Below are 18,144 nucleotides of genomic sequence, written 5' to 3' on the forward strand. Positions count from 1 at the left end.
CTCAGACGGTGAGGCCGTACGCCTTGGCGAACAGCTCGATGGGGTGGTGGGCGCGGGTGGGCTTGGGCGGCTCGCCGTCGGCAGCGCTCATCTGCATGACCTGCAGCAGGTGATCGGCGGCCAGCGGGCATTCGGAGGCGATATGGGCGTGGCCGTCGCGCAGGGCCTGGCGTGCTGCCGGCCGCCCGACCTTCACGGCGATGTTGAAGTTCTCGCGGCGCGCGCCCCACACGCCGCCATGGCCCGAGCAGCGCTCGATCACCGATACCGATGCGTCCGGGATCAGCCGCATCAGCTCGGCCGCCTTGGCGCCCATGTTCTGCGCGCGCGCGTGGCAGGCCAGATGCACCGACACGCCGCCGTCGAGCTTGCCCAGGCCCGGCGCCAGGCCTTCGGTCTTGGCGATGTCCACGATGTACTCGGTGATGTCGTACGTCGCCTTGGCCAGGCGCTTCAGGGTCTCGTCGCCGGGCAGGATCAGCTGCCATTCGAACTTCAGCATCAGGGCGCAGGACGACGTCAGCGCGATCACGTCGTAGCCCTTGTCGATCCAGGGCACGAGGGCGGCGGAGACGTCACGCGCCGCGTCCGCCACGGATGCGATATCGCCCAGCTCCAGCTTGGGCATGCCGCAGCAGGCGGGATGCACCACCTCGGTCTCGATGCCGTTGTGCGCCAGCACGGCGCGCGTGGCGGCGCCGATATCGGTGTTGTTGAAGTTGCCGTAGCAGGTCGCGTAGAGGACCGCCTTGCGCTTGCCGTAGGCCGGCGCGGCGGTGTTGAGCGTCAGCGTCTCGCGGCGCGCGCGGTTGAGCAGCGTCTCGTCCGCATAGCGCGGCAGGTGGGCGCCGTGATGGATTCCGGCAACGCTTTCCATCAGGCCGCGCGTCGTCCTGTTCTTCTCGTCCGTCGCCCAGTTGGCCAGGCCGGAGGCGAGGTTCGCGAGGCGGCCGTTGCGGTCGGTCTCGGCCATCTGCCGCTGCATGAACGGGGTGCCGCGCTTCTTCGCCTCGACCGCGCGATAGCGCAGCATCAGGTGCGGGAAATCCAGGTTCCACGCATGCGGCGGCACATAGGGGCACTTGGTCATGAAGCACATGTCGCACAGCGTGCAGGCTTCGACGACCGGGCCGAAATCGTCGCTCTTCACGCCTTCGACCTCGCCGACATCGGTGGCGTCGACCAGGTCGAACAGGCGCGGGAACGAATCGCAGAGATTGAAGCAGCGCCGGCAGCCGTGGCAGATGTCGAACACCCGCCGCATCTCGGCATCGAGCTTGGCCTCGTCGTAGAAATCGTCGCTGGTCCAGGCCAGCGGATGACGGGTAGGGGCTTCGAGGCTGCCTTCGCGCATGGCGGGTCCGCACAATCAGAACGGCCGCCACACCCCGTGCGCGCCGGGCACGGAAGTTCGCGGCAGCAGAATGAACGGTTTGGCGGCGCAAGCCCGCGGCGGCGCAGCACGCCGCCGCGGGGCAAAGCGCATCAGAGCGTGTCGAGCGCCTTCTGGAAGCGGCCGGCGTGGCTCTTCTCGGCCTTCGCCAGGGTCTCGAACCACTCGGCGATCTCGTCGAAGCCTTCCTCGCGGGCGGTGCGTGCCATGCCCGGGTACATGTCGGTGTACTCGTGCGTCTCGCCGGCGATCGCGGCCTTCAGGTTGTCCGAGGTGCCGCCGATCTTGAGGCCGGTGGCCGGGTCGCCGACCGCCTCGAGGAACTCGAGATGGCCGTGGGCGTGGCCGGTCTCGCCTTCCGCCGTCGAGCGGAACACGGTCGCGACGTCATTGTAGCCCTCGACGTCCGCCTTCTGGGCGAAGTACAGGTAGCGGCGATTGGCCTGGCTTTCGCCGGCAAAAGCCGCCTTCAGGTTGCCTTCGGTCTTGGAACCACCAAGCTTGCTCATCGAATGTCTCCCTCTCAACGGCGGCGGTCAGCCGCCCGCCTTGCCGCGCGCAGTGCCCCCTGGGGCAGGGAGCATGCAATCAACAGGCGGCGGCCCTGATGTCCGCAGGCGGCCGCCCCGCCGTTTATAGGAAGGCGGCCGATACCGGTCAACAGTTTAGAGCTATTCTAAAAAAGACGAGCGGCCGGTTCTTAGCGGCGCACGCGCACCACGACGTCCACCCGCTCGACATTCATGCCGGCCGGGGCGTCCGGCAGCTGTGTGATCGTCACCCGGTCAGCGGGAATGTCGAGCAGCGTGCCGTCATCCTCAATGTAAAAATGATGATGGTCGCCGACATTGGTATCGAAATAGAGCCGGCCGGGCCCGACCAGCACCTCCCGCAGCAGTCCGGCGGCGGTGAACTGGTTAAGGGCGTTGTAGACGGTCGCCAGCGACACCCGCGCACCACGCGCCGCGGCCTCGGCATGGAGCTCCTCGGCCGTCACATGGCGGTCGATCCCGCTGCCGAACAGCAACGTCCCCAGGGTCAACCGCTGGCGGGTCGGTCGCAGGCCGGCCGCCCGCAGGCGGTCGACGATGGCAGGGTGGCCGGACATGATTCGTCCTTCTTACGCCAAGGCGGCGGCATTGCCTAGGCCGGATCGTCACGGTGCCGGGCCCGGGCCCCGGACCGCCGGCTAGGGGCTTGACGGGGCGGGGGAATTGTCTGTTTCCGGGCAGCACCCTATCTGTTAGAACGCCCGCGAAACGTTCGACTGCCGGCTCGGGTGACCGGCGTTGGCCCATGGACCGCACGTGACCAACAAAAGCAGCTACAATTACGAGGACTTGATCCAGTGCGCCAAGGGGCTGCTGTTCGGCCCCGGCAATGCGCAGCTTCCCCTGCCGCCGATGCTGATGTTCGACCGCATCGTGCATATCGGCAACACAGGCGGGAAGTACGGCAAAGGCGAGGTTGTCGCCGAGCTGGATGTGAAGCCCGACCTCTGGTTCTTCCCGGTGCATTTCCAGGGTGATCCGGTGATGCCGGGCTGCCTCGGCCTCGACGCGATGTGGCAGCTCGTCGGCTTCTTCCTGGGCTGGCTGAAGGCGCCCGGCCGCGGCCGGGCGCTGGGCGTCGGCGAGGTGAAATTCAGCGGCATGGTGACGCCGGCGATCCGCAAGGTCACCTATCGCATCCACTTCAAGCGCGTGATCCTGCGCAAGCTGGTGCTGGGTATCGCCGACGGCATCGCGGAGGCAGACGGCACGCCGATCTTTGAAGCGACCGACATGAAGGTCGGTCTCTTCCAGCCGCAGGCGGCCTGACATGCGGCGGGTTGTTGTCACCGGCCTCGGGATCGTCTCCAGCATCGGCAACAATGCCGGCGAGGTGACGGCGGCGTTGAAGGAAGGCCGGTCGGGTATTGAATTCGCGCCGCAGTACCGCGACCTGGGCTTCCGCTGCCAAGTGCACGGCACGCTCAAGGTCGATCTCGACGCCACCGTCGATCGCCGGCTGCGCCGGTTCATGGGCGACGGCGCCGCCTATGCCTGGCTGGCGATGAAGGAAGCGATCGCCGACGCCGGCCTCGGCGACAAGGACATTTCCAACGAGCGTACCGGCCTGATCGCCGGCTCCGGCGGCCCGACCACGGGCGCCATCGTGCAGGCCGCGATCACCACCAGGGAAAAGGGTCCCAAGCGGATCGGCCCGTTCCAGGTGCCACGCGCGATGTCGAGCACCGTGTCGGCCAATCTCGGCACCGCCTACAGGATCAAGGGGCCGACCTACTCGATCACGTCGGCGTGCTCGACCTCGGCGCACTGCATCGGCAACGCGGCCGAGACGATCATGCTGGGCAAGGCCGACCGCATGTTCGCCGGCGGCGGCGAGGAGCTGGACTGGACTCTCTCGGTGCTGTTCGACGCCATGGGCGCGATGTCGTCGAAGTACAACGACACGCCGGCACGGGCCAGCCGGGCCTATGACCGCGACCGCGACGGCTTCGTGATCTCGGGCGGCGGCGGCATCGTCGTGCTCGAGGACTACGAGCTCGCCAAGGCACGCGGCGCCAAGATCTATGGCGAGCTGGTCGGCTATGGCGCCACCGGCGACGGCGCCGACATGGTGGCGCCATCGGGCGAGGGCGCGGTGCGGGCCATGCGGCTGGCGCTCGACGGCTTCGGCGGCGCCCGCGGCAACCGCCGGGTCGACTATATCAACTCGCACGGCACCTCGACACCCGTGGGCGATATCACCGAGCTGGGCGCGATCCGCGAGGTGTTCGGCGAGGATCTGCCCAGGATCAGCTCGACCAAGTCGCTGACCGGCCATAGCCAGGGCGCCACCGGCGCGCACGAAGCGATCTACTCGCTGCTGATGCTGCGTGACGATTTCGTGGCCGCGTCGGCCAATATCGAGAACCTCGACCCCGGTGCCGAGGGTTTCCCCATCGCCCGCCAGCGCATCGACGAGGCAGGGCTGGAGACGGTGATGTCCAATAGCTTCGGCTTCGGCGGCACCAACGCGGTCCTCGTCTTCCAGCGGGTGGGGGCATGACCCGGCCTTCCGACCGCCCGATCCCGCGGGCACCCGATTCAGGCAACGGCGGCGGCAATGGCCGTGTCTCGACCGCCGGTCCAGCGGCGGCACGTGCGGCCGGCCTGATGATCGGCCGCAAGGGCCTGATCATGGGGGTCGCCAACGACCGCTCGATCGCCTGGGGCATCGCCAAGGCGTGTCATGCCGCCGGCGCCGAGCTCGCCTTCACCTACCAGGGCGACACCTTCGGTCAGCGGGTCAAGCCGCTGGTGGAGTCGATCGGCGCCAAGATCGTGGTGCCCGCCGATGTCGAGGACGAGGCCAGCCTCGATGCGTTGTTCGGCACGCTGACGCGGAGCTGGGGCACCCTCGACTTCGTCGTGCACGCCATCGCCTACTCCGACAAGGACGAGCTGAAGGGCCGCTACGTCGACAGCACGCGCGCCAACTTCCAGCGCAGCCTCACCATCTCCTGCTACTCCTTCACCGACATCGCGCGGCGCGCCGAGCCCCTGATGCAGGGCGGCGGCAGCCTGCTGACCCTGACCTACAGCGGCGCACGCCACGTGATGCCCAGCTACAACGTGATGGGCGTGGCCAAGGCGGCCCTGGAGGCCAGCGTGCGCTATCTGGCCGCCGATCTCGGGCCCAAGAACATCCGCGTCAACGCCATATCGGCCGGGCCGATGCGCACCCTGGCCGCAGCCGTCATCGGCGATGGCCGCTACGTCTATCGCGTCACGCGCGAGGTGGCGCCCCTGCGCCGCAACGTCGAGCAGGCCGATGTCGGCGGCGCCGCGCTCTACCTGCTGTCCGACCTCTCCGCCGGCGTCACCGGCGAGCTGCATCACGTCGACTCCGGCTATCATATCATGGGCATGGCGCCGCCACCCGCCGGCAACGGCGAGCGGGAGTAGCCCGGCGCGCCTTCCGCGCTTCAGCACAGCCTGCCGTCAGCCCGGGCGCCGCGGTGGACATCGACCGGCGGCAACGCCATCGTGCGGCCTCTGGAGGAGTGCCCATGGGCAGCACAGTTTTCGAGTCGGCCCTGTTTCGCGACATGTTCGGCACGGCGGCGATGCGCGCCGTCTTCGACGACCGCGCATTGGTGGCGCGCTATGTCGATGTCGAGGTGGCGCTGGCCCGCGCCGAGGCGCGCGCCGGGGTCATTCCGGCCGATGCCGGCGAGGCGATCGCGCGCGCCGCGGCGACGGTGACGTTGGATTTCGACCGCCTGAAGCGCGAGACCGACAATGTCGGCTATCCCATCCTGCCGGTGGTGGCGCAGCTCTCGGCCTTGTGCGGCGAGGCCGGGCGCTATGTGCATTGGGGCGCCACGACGCAGGACGTCATGGACACCACGACGGTGCTGCAGATGCGCGCCGCGCTCGACCTCGTGGCGGCCGACATCGAGGCGCTGCGCGCCATCCTGGCGGCGCTGGCGCGAAAGCATCGCGACACGCCGATGGCCGGCCGCACGCATCTGCAGCAGGCCCTGCCGGTGACGTTCGGCTACAAGGCCGCGATCTGGCTGGCGGCGCTGGACCGCCATGCCGAGCGGCTGGCGCAGCTGCGTCCGCGGGTGCTGGTCGTGCAGTTCGCCGGCGCCGCCGGCACGCTGGCCTCGATCGGCGGCAAGGGCTTCGATGTCCAGCGCGAGCTGGCGCGCGAGCTTGGGCTGGGTGAGCCGGCCTCGACATGGCATGTCGCGCGCGACGGCTTCGCCGAGGCGGTGAGCGTATTGGCCCTGATCACCGGCACGCTGGGCAAGATCGCCTTCGACGTCATGATCATGATGTCGACCGAATACGGCGAGGTCTTCGAGCCTTTCGTCCACGGCCGCGGCGCGTCCAGCACCATGCCGCAGAAGCGCAACCCGATCTCGTCCGAGCTGATCCTGGCTGCCGCCAAGATCGTGCGTCAGCAGGCCGGCCTGATGCTCGATGCGCTGGTCACCGACTTCGAGCGCGCCACCGGTCCGTGGCATGTCGAATGGGCCGCGATCCCCGAGTCGTTCCTGGCGGCGTCCAGCGCGCTGCACCAGGCGAAGTTCATGCTGGGCGGCCTGATCGTCGATGCGGTGCGCATGCGGCGCAACCTCGACATCACATCCGGCCTGATCGTGGCCGAGGCGGTGATGATGGGCCTGGCGCCGTCCATGGGCCGGCAGGCGGCGCACGATGTCGTCTACGAGTCGTGCCGGCTGGCTGCCGACCGCGGCCTGTCGCTGCTCGACGCGCTGATGCAGTCGCCCGCCGTCACGCAGCACCTGGACCGGGCCGCGCTGGCGAAGCTGTGCGATCCGGCCAACTACCTCGGCCTGGCGCCGCTGATGGTCGATCGCGTCGTGGCGGGCCGCGCCTGACGTCGCGACGGCGTCAGACGGCAATGCCCTGCGCCGCAAGGTTCAGGCCGTATACCCGGCACGCCGTGCCCATGAACAAGGCGCGCTTCTCGTCTGCGGACATGCCCGACGCCAGGCGCTTGAAAGCATTCCACAGCACCACCCAGCTGCACGAGCCCTTGTCCACCGGGAAGTTGCTTTCGAACATGGCCCGATCGGGCCCGAAGGCATCGAGGCAGACATCGACATAAGGCCGCCAGCCATCGGCGAGCACCTCCGACGTCACCGGCCGCTCGCCCATGTGGAAGTCGAAGCCCATGACGTGCATGCCCATGCCGCCCAGCTTCACGTTCACGTTGGGGCAACGCGACAGCGTGCGCATCGCCGTTTCCCATTCGGTGAAGACATCGCTGCGCCGGCCGGCATAGGGACCGATCCCTGCCGGGCCGCCGATATGGTCGCAGATGATCGTCGTGTCCGGAAAGGCACGCGCCAGGTCGATCAGGTCGCCGAGCTGCGTATGGAGCAGCCAGGCGTCGAAGGTGAGGCCAAGCCTGGCGAGCCACGCGAAGCCCTGGCGGAAATCGGGACGCAGCAGCAGGCCCTGCGGCGGGTTGGCGGTCGTGGCCTTGATGCCGTCCTTGTGCCATGCCGCGACGTTGCGGATGCCGCGGAAGCGGCCACCGGCGGCGGCGACATGCGCCTCCAGGGCAGGACCGGCGCGGTCGCCGAAGCGCAGGTCGACATTGCCGATGATGCCGGCGCAGGCCCGTGTCGGGCCGTAGGCGCCGCTGGCGCCCATCGCGGCGACGCCGTTCACGAACTCGGTCTCGCCCAGCGAGCGACGGTCATCGGCGCCATAGGGGCGGTAGAACACCCGACACTCGACGAACAGCGAGGCGACCAGCCTGTGTCCGCTGCCGGCGTCGTCGAGGAATTCCGGCAGCAGGTAGCGATGGCCAGGGCTGTCCATGAGATGATGATGCGGATCGACGATCGGCAGGTCGGGCTCGATCACCGGCTCCGCATGGCGCGCAAGCCAGTCCGGCCGCACCGGCAGGAAATCGTTCGAAATGCGCTGAACCGCCGATGCATCGCTCATTGCTTCCTCCTCCCGCGGGCCGGCGACAAGGCCGACCGCGCAATCCTATCCCTGGCGAGTCGTGTTGCCGAAGACGCCGCAGGCCGCAAGTGCATTCAGTCGCGCCTCGTCATAGCCGAGAAGCTCCGCCAGGACTGTCCGCGTGTGCTGGCCCAGCAAGGGGGCGGCAACGGGATCCGCCGTCGGCGTGCGCGAGAAGCGGAATGGCGGCGCGATGTTCGGAATGGCGCCCGCGGAGGGGTGCGGAATGTCGCTGGCGATCCCGCGCGCAATCATCTCGGGGCTGGCGAACGCCTCGGCGACGGTGCGCACCGGACCTGCAGGGACGTTGGCGTCCTGCAGCCGTGCCATCCATTCCGCGCGCGAGCGGGTGGCAAAGATGCCATCCAGCGCGATCTGCAGCTCGGCGCGATGCGTGGCGCGATCATGGTTGGTGGCAAAACGCGGATCGTCGGCAAGGTCCGGCCGTGCCAGCACATCGACGACAAGGCGCCGGTACAGCCGGTCGCTGACACAAGTCAGGTAGAACGGACCGTCGGCGGCCTGGAACAGGCCGACCGGCGCTGCGCCCTCGGGTGCCTGTCCGAAGCGCGTCGGTGTCTCGCCGTTCATCAAGTGGCTCATGCCGAACATGCTGCTGATCGCAGCAGCGTTGTCGAACAAGGCTACCTCGGCATGCTGGCCAAGGCCCGTATGCTCTCGTGCCAGCAGGGCCGCGAGCACCGCATTGCAGGCCATCATGCCGGTCGATATGTCGATCATCGGTGGTCCCATCCGCACCGGCGGGCCGTCGGCGAAGCCGTTCAGGGACATCAGCCCGCTTTCGGCCTGCACGACGGGATCGTAGCCGGATCGTCGGGCATATGTCCCGCTGCGGCCGTAGGCGGAGATCGAGCAATAGACGAGGCGCGGATTTGAGGCGGCGACCGCGTCGTAGCCCAGCCCGAGGCGCTCCATGACACCGGTCGAGAAGTTCTCGACCAGGACATCGGCCTGGCGAACCAGCGCCAGCGCGACATCGCGGCCCTCAGGCCGCGACAGATCGAGCGCGACGCTGCGCTTGCCGCGATTGAACGCCAGGAAAGCTGCGCTTTCCCCGCCAAGCGCTGCCATGCGGACGTGCCGCATGTCGTCGCCCCCCGCTGGGTTCTCGATCTTGATCACACGTGCGCCGAGGTCGGCGAGGAGCTGGGTGCATATCGGCCCCGCGACGACACGCGAGAAATCGATCACCAAAGGGCCGGGCAGCGCCGTGGGCGCAGCGTGCGGCCGAGGGTCATGGGCCGGCAGCTCGGGCCGGCGCGCGGCGTGGGCCGAAGCCATCGACATCACGCCACCACCGCCGCGCCGCCGCGCACGAGCCGTCCCGGCAAGGCGCCGGTCGGCTGATCGTCGCGTGTCGTGATGGTGCCTGACACGATCGTCGCACGATAACCTTCCGATCGCTGGATCAGCCGCCGGCCGCCGCTGGGCAGGTCATAGACGATCTCCGGCGCGTGCAGCCGCAGGCGATCGTGGTCTATGACGTTGATGTCGGCCTTGTAGCCTGGCGCGATCAGGCCGCGATCGGTCAGGCCGACGGCGAGCGCCGTGTCACGGCTCTGGGCTCGAACGACGTCCGGCAGCGACAAACGCGGACCTCGACGACGGTCGCGTGTCCAATGCGTCAACATGAACGTGGGCAGGCTGGCATCGCAGATGATCCCGCAATGCGCGCCGCCGTCGCCCAGGCCGATGATCGTGTCGCGGTGCTGCAGCATCTCGCGGCATTCATCGAGAGCACCGGTCGCGTAGTTGAGGAGGGGGCGATAGAGAATCGCCCGGCCGTCACGCTCCAGCAGGAGGTCATAGGCGAGGTCCGCGGGCCGGCGCCCGGCACGGGCCGCCAGTGCCGCGATGCTCGCGTCAGGCGCGGGCTCGTAGTCCGGCGGATCGCGAAGCGGGAAGAGCTTCTCGAAATTGAACAGGCGGTCTCGCAGCGCCGGATCGCCCGGCTCTTCGTCGAGCAGGCGGCGGCGCATCTGCGGATCACGCAAGGCGGCGACCTTGCCGGCCAACGGCAGGTCGGCAATGGCGGCCCACGACGGATGCGTGCAGAACGGGTTCATCGACAGCTCGATGCCGTAGAGCAGGCCGACAGCCCGGCCGCAGACCTGGGCCCGGATCTCGAGACCGTCGTCGACGGCACGACGGATCAGGTCGAGGGCCCGCCGCCATTTGCCGGGTGCTCGGTCGGCCTGCGCCAGCGAGATTGACATCGGTCGGCCCGAGCTCTCGGCCAGCCGGCGCAGCAACGCGAACTCGCCATCGTCGCCGGGATGATCGGTGATGACCTGCAGGACGCCGCGGCCGGTCTTGCCGATGGCAACGGCGATCTCCATCAGCTCCGCCTCGGCCGCGTTCAGGGTTGGCGTCGGTTGTCCGTCGCTGGTGCGGTGGGCCAGCGTGCGCGAGGTCGAGAAGCCGATGGCGCCGGCCTGCACGCCTTCAGCAGCCAGACGCGCCATCAGCCGCCGGTCTTCCGCAGTGGCGGGTTCGCGGTTCGCGCCGCGCTCCCCCATGACGTAGACCCTCAGCGCGGCGTGCGGTACCTGGGCGGCGACATCGATGTCGTAGCGTCGCGTCGACAATGCGTCGAGGAAATCGGGAAAGGACTCCCAGTTCCAAGGCAGGCCCTCGTTGAGGACCACGCCGGGAATATCCTCGACGCCTTCCATGAGCCGGATCAGCATGTCGCGCTCGGTCGGCCGGCAGGGCGCGAATCCGACGCCGCAATTGCCCATCAGCGCGGTCGTGACCCCATGCGCCGATGAGGGCGTCACCTGATGGCTCCAGGTGACCTGGCCGTCATAGTGCGTGTGGATGTCGACGAAGCCCGGCGTCACCAGCAGGCCGCGGGCGTCGACTTCCTCGTCGCCGCGTCCACTGGCCGCTCCGACCGAGGCGATCCGGCCGTCGACAATCTCGACATCCGCGATGCGCGGCTCGGCGCCCGTGCCGTCGACCACGGTGCCGCCTCGGATGATCAATCGATGGTTCGACATCATGCCTCCCGTCGTGCCTGCAATGACTGTGGCGCCGTCGTTGGCCGGTTGCCATGTCAAAACGGGAATATGTTCTATGCATTCATATATATGAATTTTAGATGGATCTCGAGAAGGAAATCTATACGCAGATGGCGACTGATGAGGGTCAATCGCCTGCAGGCAGCGTTCTGAGGTGGTCTGCGTGATTTCTATTTTTCGAAATTGCATAACAGGAGTGCGCAATACCACGTTGCGACGGCGCCTTTCAGGTCGCTAGCCTCGCGCAACGACTGACAAGAAATGGTCATCACATCCGTCAGGGAGGAAGAAAGTGGTTGGTTTCATCCAGTTGCGGCGGCGGCCGCTTTTGCTGTCGCTGGCGGCCGCATCCATCGCGGCGCCGTCGATCGCGCGGGCTCAGGGCAAGGTCGTGGTGCCGTTCGCGACATGGGGCAGCCCCACGCATGTCAACATCGTGAGCTTCCTCGGTGCCCTCGAGGCCGCATTGCAGCGCGACGCGGGGGGACGCATCACCGTGCGCCATTACCCTGCCGGACAACTGGCGCAGGACGTCGACATGCCCATCGCCATCCCGACCGGGAAGGTGAAGTTCGGGTGGATCACGGTCCTGAACTGGACGGGCCTCATCCGCGATGTCGGTGCCCTGTCGCTGCCGACCGCGATGACGATGGAGAGCGGCGCCCAGGCGTCCGACATGCCCGGGGGGTTCAAGGAAGTCCTCGACAAGCAGTTTCGCGAACGCGGCGCGACGTTGCTGGCGATGACCGATATCGGCTCGCCTGCGATTGCGTCATCGAAGAAGATCGTCGGGCCTGACGACATGAAGGGGCTGCGCGTGCGCGCGCCTTCCGAGGGATTGGCCGAGCTGGTGAAGCAGCTCGGCGGCGCGCCTGTCGCCATTCCGTTTGGCGAGGTGTACACCGCCTTGCAGCACGGCACCATCGACGCGGCTGTCATCGGCTTCCAGGGGATCCAATCGCAGCGCGTCTATGAGGTCAGCAAGTTCGCGATCGTGCCGGGGTCCTTCACCGGCATGGGCATGCAGGGCTTCGCGGCCAACCTGCAGTGGTGGATGGGCCTCAACCCGAAAGACCGCGAGATCATCGCCAAGGCCATCCGTGAAGCGGAGCTCGCGTCCCGCGCGGCGATAATCAAGGACCGTGCCGGCCTTGCCGATCAGTACCGTCAGGAGGGCATGGATGTCACGATGCTCGACTCCTCCATGCCCCAGTTCGCCGCCTGGAAGCAGGCAACCGATCCCTTGCTTGCGAAAGGCGCCACCTTCAGCAAGGAGATCATGGCGCCCATCCTGGCGGCCGGAAACGGCAAATGACGGCCGAACCGGAAGCCGCGCCGGAAACCAACGAGAACAACCGCTTCTTCAGGCTCCTGAACCGGGTCAGCGATGCCGGTGTCATTGCCGGCGGCTGTGCCCTGATCGCGATCACCCTGATCGTCACGTACGACGTCATCGCGCGCTTCATCGGCCATCCCACCATCTGGGCCACGGAGATTTCGGGGTATCTGCTGATCGCGGTCGCCGTCCTTGGCGCCGCCGACACGCTGCGCCGCAACGAGCATTTTGCCATGACGCTGCTCGTCGACACCTTGCGCGGCCAGGTCCGCCGCTGGGTGTCGCTGGCGGCGTGGTGCGTGGTCCTGCTGCTCGTCGCAGGGCTGGTGCTGGGCATAGCGGCGCTGATCGCCAACTCGGCGCGCTTCGGGCTGCGGTCCTACACCATCCTGCAGGTTCCGCTTATCCTGCCGCAGATCGTTCTGCTCGTCGGCTTTGCGATCCTGGCGCTGGCGCTGGCGGGACGCGTCATCGCGCTGGTCCGGCAGTTGCGGACGCACACCACACGCCAGGAGTAGCGGCACATGCTGGCGCTGGTCGTCCTGCTGTTCTTCTTCGTTCTGATTCTTGCCGGCATGCCCATTTTCGGTGCGATGGGCACCGCCTCGCTCGCCGGTGTGATGCTGCTGGGAGAGAGCGATACGCCACTGCTCAACCTCGCGCTCACGATCTACCAGACCCTTGGCAACTTCCTGCTGATCGCGGTGCCGCTCTACATCTACGCCGGCACGCTGATGGAAGTGGCAGGACTGAACGAGAAGCTGTTCAAGTTCGCTCGTGTATGGGTCGGCCGTGTCCCTGGCGGCCTCGGTGTCGCGACGGTCGTGGCCTGCGCCATCTTCGCGGCAATATGCGGCTCGTCGGTGGCGACGGCGGTAACCATCGGGCTCGTTGCCTTTCCCGCGCTGGTGAAGGGAGGATACAAACCGCCCTTCAGCGGGGCGCTGATCGCTGCCGGCGGGACGCTGGGCATCCTCATTCCGCCCAGCATCGCGATGATCATCTTCGGCGTGCTGACCGAGCAATCGATCGCGCAGCTTTTCGTCGCCGGTGCCTTGCCGGGAGTCCTGCTGGCGGCCCTGATGGCCCTCTACACCATGTTCTTCTCCAAGGTGGCGGCCGATCCCGAGCCGATCACATGGAAGGAGCGGATCGCCGTCACGCGTGAGGCGATATGGGTCCTGCTGCTGCCGGTGGGTGTGCTGGCCAGCATCTACAGCGGCTTGGCCACCGCGACGGAGGTCGCGGCGTTAGCCGTCGTCTATGTCATCGCCGTCGGGCTTTGGACTCGAACGCTGACACGCGCCCACTTCGTGGACGCCACGCTGCGGGCGACCCGCACCAGCGTCATGATCTTCATGATGATCGCCTTCGGGCAGGCGTTGACCGAGTTCTTCACCCTTACCGGATTGCCGCAGCTGGTGGTGGACCTCGTGGCGCAGGCCGGTCTGGGCTTCGTCGCGGTCGTGACGCTGATGGTGCTGATCTACATCCTGCTCGGCACCTTCCTGGAGGCGACCTCGATGCTTCTGGTCTCCGTGCCGATCATGTTTCCGCTGGCAAAGTCCATCGGCATGCACCCGCTGGCTTTTGCCGTGTTCGTCGTGCTCGCTGTCGAGGTGGCGCAGATCCATCCGCCATTCGGGATCAACCTCTATGCCCTGTCGGGCGTCGGCAAGGTCCATATCGGCCGCATGTCGATCAGCGTCATTCCTTACGTGATCATGATGATCGGGATGATGTTTGCGATTGCGTTCTTTCCCGGCATAGCGACCTGGCTGCCGGGCACGATGCGGTAGGCTGCCCAATCATCGTGTCGCGAGGTCAGGTCGGCGACAGGTGACGGGCGATGGCGCTGCGCATCAGGCGTACGATCTCGCGTTCACGGGCCTGTAGCCGGTCGACCGGCCCACCGGCACCGACCACCACCGGCCGATCGGCGGAGGCTGTCGGCAGCGCCATGGCGATGATGCCGCTGCCGGCGATATACGTTCCATAGGAGCGGGCGTAGCCGATGACGCGGACCTCCTCGACGATGCTGAGCAGATCGTCGACGTCGACAGGCTTGTCGGTGGCCGATCGGTTGACACGATCGACGATGGCGCGGATCTCAGTATTGTCGTAGCCGCTGAGCAGCGCCCAGCCCATGCCGGATCCGCACAGTGGCCGCAGCGTGCCGGGCGGAACGTTGAGCATGATCGGGTAGATGCCCGGAATGCTGTGCACGTACTGTACGTCGAGATCATTGCGGGTTCCCAGGATGATGGTCTCGCCGATCTGGCTATGCATGTCGCCCATCAGCGCCATCAGCTTGCCTTTGCCGAAGAACACTCCATGCAAGTACTCTGATATGATGGCGATGCGCACCGTTGGAAAATAGGTGCGGCCGGCGCGCTCGAAGCTGAGGTATCCGAGCTGGACCATGCTCTTGAGCAGCGCGGCGGTGCTTGACGGCGGATAGTCCAGGCGCTTGGCGATTTCGATGGCGGCCAGCGGCTTGCGCACGTCGTTGAACGCTTCGAGGACCTCGAAGACGCGGCCAACCGACTTGACGACAGAGCGCTCGTTTTCCGGGACGTGCGGCGGCACGGGCTTTTTCATGATGGGGTTGTCGCGGCCATCTTTCGTGATCGTTGATCATCGATACCGTGGATGTCCAATAGCACCGCTTTCCACGCCGCGTCACGCCCGTCCTCTGCGACAGCGATGTGCTCAACCGACGCGATACAGCCGGACGGCATACGGATCGGGCACGCAGCCCAGACCCGGGCCCTGCGGCACCGAGACCCGGCCGTTGGCGGGCGTCACGGCCGCGCCCATCGGCTCGGCGGCGAGCTCGACGTAGTAGCGTTCCAGCAGCGGCACCTCCAGCGCGGCGGCGAGGTGCAGCGTGTGCACGTAGCCGGGGCCGATCATGAAGCAGTGCGGCATGAACTGCACGTCGTGCGCTTCCGCCAGGGCGGCGATCTTCAGCGCCTCGCTCAGCCCGTGCGCCTTGGCGATGTCGGGCTGGACGAAATCGACGGCGCCGGCCTCGAGCATCACCCGATAGTCCGCCAGGCTGCCGGCGTTCTCGCCGGCCGCGATCGGGATCGTCGTCGATCGCCGCAGCGCGGCCAGCGCGTGCATGTTCTCGGGCGGCCAGGTCGGCTCCTCCAGCCACATCAGGTCGTAGGGCTCCAGGCGCCGGGCGTTGCACCTGGCTTCGGCCAACGACCACGGGCAGTTGGTGTCGAGCATCAGCGCGATCTCGCGCCCGGCCGCGGCGCGCGCGGCCGGCACTGTCTCCACCAGCACCTCGTGCAGCTTCACGGCACCGTAGCCTTCCCTCACTGCCCGTTCGACCGTGTCGGCGGCGGCGCGCGGCTCACCGTATCGGGTCAGGCTGGCGTAGAGCGGAATCTCGTTGCGGCCGGCGCCGCCCAGCAGGCGATACAGCGGCAGGCCGGCAGCCTGCCCGAGGATGTCCCACAATGCGAGGTCGACCGCCGAGACGCAGAAAGCCATCACGCCGACGCGGCCGAAATTGTGGTGCAGCCTTTCCAGCTCCCGCTTGATGGCGCTGATTTGCGTGGCGTCGCGGCCGAGCAGCACCGGCGCGACATGCGTGTCGAACAGCGCCTTGAGCGCCAGCTCGCCGTTCTTGGTGAAGACCTCGCCCCAGCCGCTCAGGCCCTGGTCGGTGTCGATGCGCACCATCAGCGTCTGGAAGGCCTTGCGATCGCCGCTGCCACGCCAGATGCCGCCATGGTCCTCGAACGGGATCGCCAGCAGGATCGACTCGACACGCGTGATCTTCATGACGTTCTCCCGGCTGGCTCCTCTTCCCACGGCGGGAAGGGCGGGGCATGAGCGCGCAATCAGGGCGGCGATGGCCGCGGCGGCAGCTTGACGATCTTGGCGCCGGACGGCTCGCCGCCGGCCTGAGGCACGGCGCCTCCCGCCGGCCCTGGCACGCGCGGGACAGGCTCGGGGCGCGTCGATGAAGCCTCGGCGTCGGGCGTCGGAGCGCCTGCGTGCCCGGACGGACGCAGCGCGCGCCACCGCGCCATTGCCGTCTCGTACTCGTCGGCAGGTGTCGGCGCGTTGCCCGCCTCCTCGACGGGCGGCGCCGTCGCGGCCACGTCACCGCGCGCCATCCGCGACAGGGATTGCAGCGTCGTCGGCCCGGTGATGCGCGCGGGTGCGGTCAGGTCGGGCCTGGTCGAGCGCACCGGCCACGGCACCTCGAGCTCGTGGGGCGGCGTGACCGGCTCGTCAGCGCTGAGCGGCCGGTCGCGACCTCGACGCGCCGGCCGTCGCTTGCCGAACCGCTGCGGCTCGACGACCTCGACAGCCAACGCCTGCGCGGCCGCCAGGCCCATCAGCAGCATGAACGTCACCGCGACGGCCGGCATCTGGATGCCGAAATCGACCGCCGAATGCGCGCCGACCTGGGCAGCGATCGCGACGGCCACGATCGAGGTGATGGCCGCGCGGGCCCGGAAGAGCATGCTGGCGAGGCACAGGCCGACGCTGGCGCCGATCAGCACCAGGCTGAGCGCCAAGGCGGGAAGGCCGCCTTCGACCGCAAGCTCGACATAGGTGTTGTGCGCCAGGTCGACATAGTTGTCGAAGACCGCGTTCCCGTCATTGGCGAGGTTGAAGGCGGTGCCGAAGCTGCCCAGGCCCTGCCCCACCCATGGATGTGCCGTCACCGCGGCGACGGCGGTGCTGAACACGGCCGCCCGGGCCTCGGGGCCCTGATCTGTTGTCATCAGGCGCTTGGCCAGGAAATCGCCGCTCAACATCAGGATGCCGGCGACGGCGGCGCCGGCGAGCAGCGCGCCGATCAGGAACGTGCGCGGCCTGATCTCACGCGCGACCAGCAGGCCCACGGCAAACACGGCCAGGGCCAGCACCAGGCTGGCCACGCCGGCACGTGAGCCCGTGAGAGTGACGGCGACCAGTCCCGTGAGGATGGCGGCGATCGCAATGTACAGCGATGCCGATGCCTGCTCGGAGAGCATGAGCAGGAAGCGCTGCGCCGTCTGTCGGCGGCGGGTGAAGCGCTGCAGCTCCGTCATCAGCGGCACGAGGCCGACAAGCACCGCAATGCCGGCATAGGTCGCGTAGGCATTGCGGTTGACGAAGGTGGCGGTGACGCTGTCGGGGTAGGCTTCCTTGTCGAACCACAGGATGCTGCGATCACCGGCGAAATGAATGAACAGGCCGTAGAAGGCGTAGGCGAAGCCGGCCAGGCAGATGGCCCAGAATCCCAGCCATGCCCGCCGCCGATCCCGTCCCAGCTCCAATGCCAGCAGGAAGACCCCGCCATAGGCGACGATCTTCATGATCATTGTCCGGCTGGCAGCGGGATCGAGGCTGATGGTTCCCGTCAGCTTCTCGCCCAGCGCCGCGGCCGCCTGGGCCCAGGCGACGTGAGCCCAGGCGCCACCCAGCTCGGGTGAGCTCTGCACCCAGTACCAGGCGATGAGGATCACGAAGCCTGTGGCCAGCAGCGCGGCATGCCGATCGATCAGCCGGGCATGCGAGGGGCGGCGCTTGCCGCGCGGCGTGCGCGTGCTGTCGTCGGCGACGGCGGGCGCCGTTCCCGGCAGCAGCGCCTCGTAGAGGCGGCTGACGCCCCAGAGCAGCAGCAGCAGCCCGACGGCAAGCGACAGCGCGCTCCAGGGCAGGGGACGGTTCGATGCCAACGGCAGCGGCGACAGGCAGACGACGGCCAGCAGGGCCCAGAAGATCAATGAGGACATGTCGGACAAGCGCATCCCGCGGCTTGGCCGCGGTGGTTGCTGATATTCCACCTTAGCATATGCCTATGATACGTTGCCATAATTGAGCATAAACCGTCACGAGACCCGGAAGCGT

16 protein-coding genes are annotated in these 18,144 nt (G+C 67.7%); 7 read left to right on the forward strand and 9 right to left on the reverse strand.

What is annotated here, in order from left to right; translation table 11 throughout:
* Nucleotide 1: 1 nt before the first annotated feature.
* The 3 genes from FHP25_RS26135 to irrA form a co-directional block, all read right to left on the reverse strand.
* Nucleotides 2-1,354, reverse strand: coding sequence for a heterodisulfide reductase-related iron-sulfur binding cluster (locus FHP25_RS26135; RefSeq protein WP_147849922.1), 1,353 nt, complete (start codon nucleotides 1,352-1,354; stop codon nucleotides 2-4).
* Between the two features lie 131 nt (nucleotides 1,355-1,485).
* Nucleotides 1,486-1,902, reverse strand: a complete 417-nt coding sequence (locus FHP25_RS26140) for a rubrerythrin family protein (protein ID WP_147849923.1) — start codon at nucleotides 1,900-1,902, stop codon at nucleotides 1,486-1,488.
* 191 nt (nucleotides 1,903-2,093) lie between these two features.
* Nucleotides 2,094-2,501, reverse strand: a complete 408-nt coding sequence (gene irrA, locus FHP25_RS26145) for an iron response transcriptional regulator IrrA (protein WP_147849924.1) — start codon at nucleotides 2,499-2,501, stop codon at nucleotides 2,094-2,096.
* Between the two features lie 199 nt (nucleotides 2,502-2,700).
* On the opposite strand from irrA, the gene fabA reads away from it, so the two are divergent.
* The 4 genes from fabA to pcaB all read left to right on the forward strand — a co-directional run bounded on the left by fabA (nucleotide 2,701) and on the right by pcaB (nucleotide 6,794).
* The gene (gene fabA / locus FHP25_RS26150; protein ID WP_147849925.1) at nucleotides 2,701-3,213 is read left to right on the forward strand and encodes a 3-hydroxyacyl-[acyl-carrier-protein] dehydratase FabA; all 513 of its coding nucleotides are present in this window, start codon (nucleotides 2,701-2,703) and stop codon (nucleotides 3,211-3,213) included.
* A gap of 1 nt (nucleotide 3,214) precedes the next feature.
* On the forward strand, nucleotides 3,215-4,447 hold the full coding sequence (fabB, locus tag FHP25_RS26155; RefSeq protein ID WP_147849926.1) for a beta-ketoacyl-ACP synthase I: 1,233 nt from the start codon (nucleotides 3,215-3,217) through the stop codon (nucleotides 4,445-4,447).
* A 107-nt stretch (nucleotides 4,448-4,554) separates the two neighbouring features.
* Nucleotides 4,555-5,346 (forward strand): enoyl-ACP reductase FabI, encoded by a 792-nt coding sequence (locus tag FHP25_RS26160; protein WP_147849975.1) that lies wholly within the window; start codon nucleotides 4,555-4,557, stop codon nucleotides 5,344-5,346.
* 104 nt (nucleotides 5,347-5,450) lie between these two features.
* Complete coding sequence (gene pcaB / locus FHP25_RS26165) at nucleotides 5,451-6,794, forward strand: 3-carboxy-cis,cis-muconate cycloisomerase (protein ID WP_147849927.1); 1,344 nt, start codon at nucleotides 5,451-5,453, stop codon at nucleotides 6,792-6,794.
* Nucleotides 6,795-6,807: 13 nt separating this feature from the next.
* Here pcaB and FHP25_RS26170 read toward each other — a convergent pair whose 3' ends face one another.
* From FHP25_RS26170 to FHP25_RS26180, 3 genes are read right to left on the reverse strand one after another with little or no spacing between them, the layout of a single operon-like run.
* Nucleotides 6,808-7,875 (reverse strand): amidohydrolase family protein, encoded by a 1,068-nt coding sequence (locus FHP25_RS26170; RefSeq protein WP_147849928.1) that lies wholly within the window; start codon nucleotides 7,873-7,875, stop codon nucleotides 6,808-6,810.
* A 45-nt stretch (nucleotides 7,876-7,920) separates the two neighbouring features.
* The gene (locus FHP25_RS26175; RefSeq protein ID WP_218578607.1) at nucleotides 7,921-9,204 is read right to left on the reverse strand and encodes a CaiB/BaiF CoA transferase family protein; all 1,284 of its coding nucleotides are present in this window, start codon (nucleotides 9,202-9,204) and stop codon (nucleotides 7,921-7,923) included.
* Nucleotides 9,204-10,919, reverse strand: coding sequence for an N-acyl-D-amino-acid deacylase family protein (locus FHP25_RS26180; protein WP_147849976.1), 1,716 nt, complete (start codon nucleotides 10,917-10,919; stop codon nucleotides 9,204-9,206). Before FHP25_RS26180 ends, FHP25_RS26175 begins: the two co-directional genes overlap by 1 nt.
* Before the next feature lie 412 nt (nucleotides 10,920-11,331).
* On the opposite strand from FHP25_RS26180, the gene FHP25_RS26185 reads away from it, so the two are divergent.
* Genes FHP25_RS26185 through FHP25_RS26195 form a run of 3 tightly spaced genes read left to right on the forward strand, consistent with a single transcriptional unit; the run spans nucleotide 11,332 to nucleotide 14,075 of the window.
* Nucleotides 11,332-12,255, forward strand: coding sequence for a TRAP transporter substrate-binding protein (locus tag FHP25_RS26185; RefSeq protein ID WP_178133792.1), 924 nt, complete (start codon nucleotides 11,332-11,334; stop codon nucleotides 12,253-12,255).
* On the forward strand, nucleotides 12,252-12,794 hold the full coding sequence (locus tag FHP25_RS26190; RefSeq protein ID WP_147849931.1) for a TRAP transporter small permease subunit: 543 nt from the start codon (nucleotides 12,252-12,254) through the stop codon (nucleotides 12,792-12,794). The genes FHP25_RS26185 and FHP25_RS26190 overlap by 4 nt, the downstream gene beginning before the upstream one ends.
* 6 nt (nucleotides 12,795-12,800) lie before the next feature.
* Nucleotides 12,801-14,075 carry a TRAP transporter large permease gene (locus FHP25_RS26195; RefSeq protein ID WP_147849932.1) on the forward strand — a complete coding sequence of 425 codons (1,275 nt, stop codon included), beginning with the start codon at nucleotides 12,801-12,803 and terminating at the stop codon, nucleotides 14,073-14,075.
* 25 nt (nucleotides 14,076-14,100) lie between these two features.
* Here the strand turns inward: FHP25_RS26195 and FHP25_RS26200 are convergent, their stop codons facing one another.
* The 3 genes from FHP25_RS26200 to FHP25_RS26210 form a co-directional block, all read right to left on the reverse strand.
* Nucleotides 14,101-14,877: an IclR family transcriptional regulator gene (locus tag FHP25_RS26200; protein ID WP_147849933.1), complete on the reverse strand. Its 777-nt coding sequence runs from the start codon at nucleotides 14,875-14,877 to the stop codon at nucleotides 14,101-14,103.
* Between the two features lie 111 nt (nucleotides 14,878-14,988).
* On the reverse strand, nucleotides 14,989-16,077 hold the full coding sequence (locus tag FHP25_RS26205; protein WP_147849934.1) for a mandelate racemase/muconate lactonizing enzyme family protein: 1,089 nt from the start codon (nucleotides 16,075-16,077) through the stop codon (nucleotides 14,989-14,991).
* 59 nt (nucleotides 16,078-16,136) lie between these two features.
* The gene (locus FHP25_RS26210; protein WP_178133793.1) at nucleotides 16,137-18,029 is read right to left on the reverse strand and encodes an O-antigen ligase family protein; all 1,893 of its coding nucleotides are present in this window, start codon (nucleotides 18,027-18,029) and stop codon (nucleotides 16,137-16,139) included.
* Nucleotides 18,030-18,144 lie beyond the last annotated feature (115 nt).

The organism is Vineibacter terrae (genome assembly GCF_008039615.1).
GTDB lineage: Bacteria > Pseudomonadota > Alphaproteobacteria > Reyranellales > Reyranellaceae > Vineibacter > Vineibacter terrae.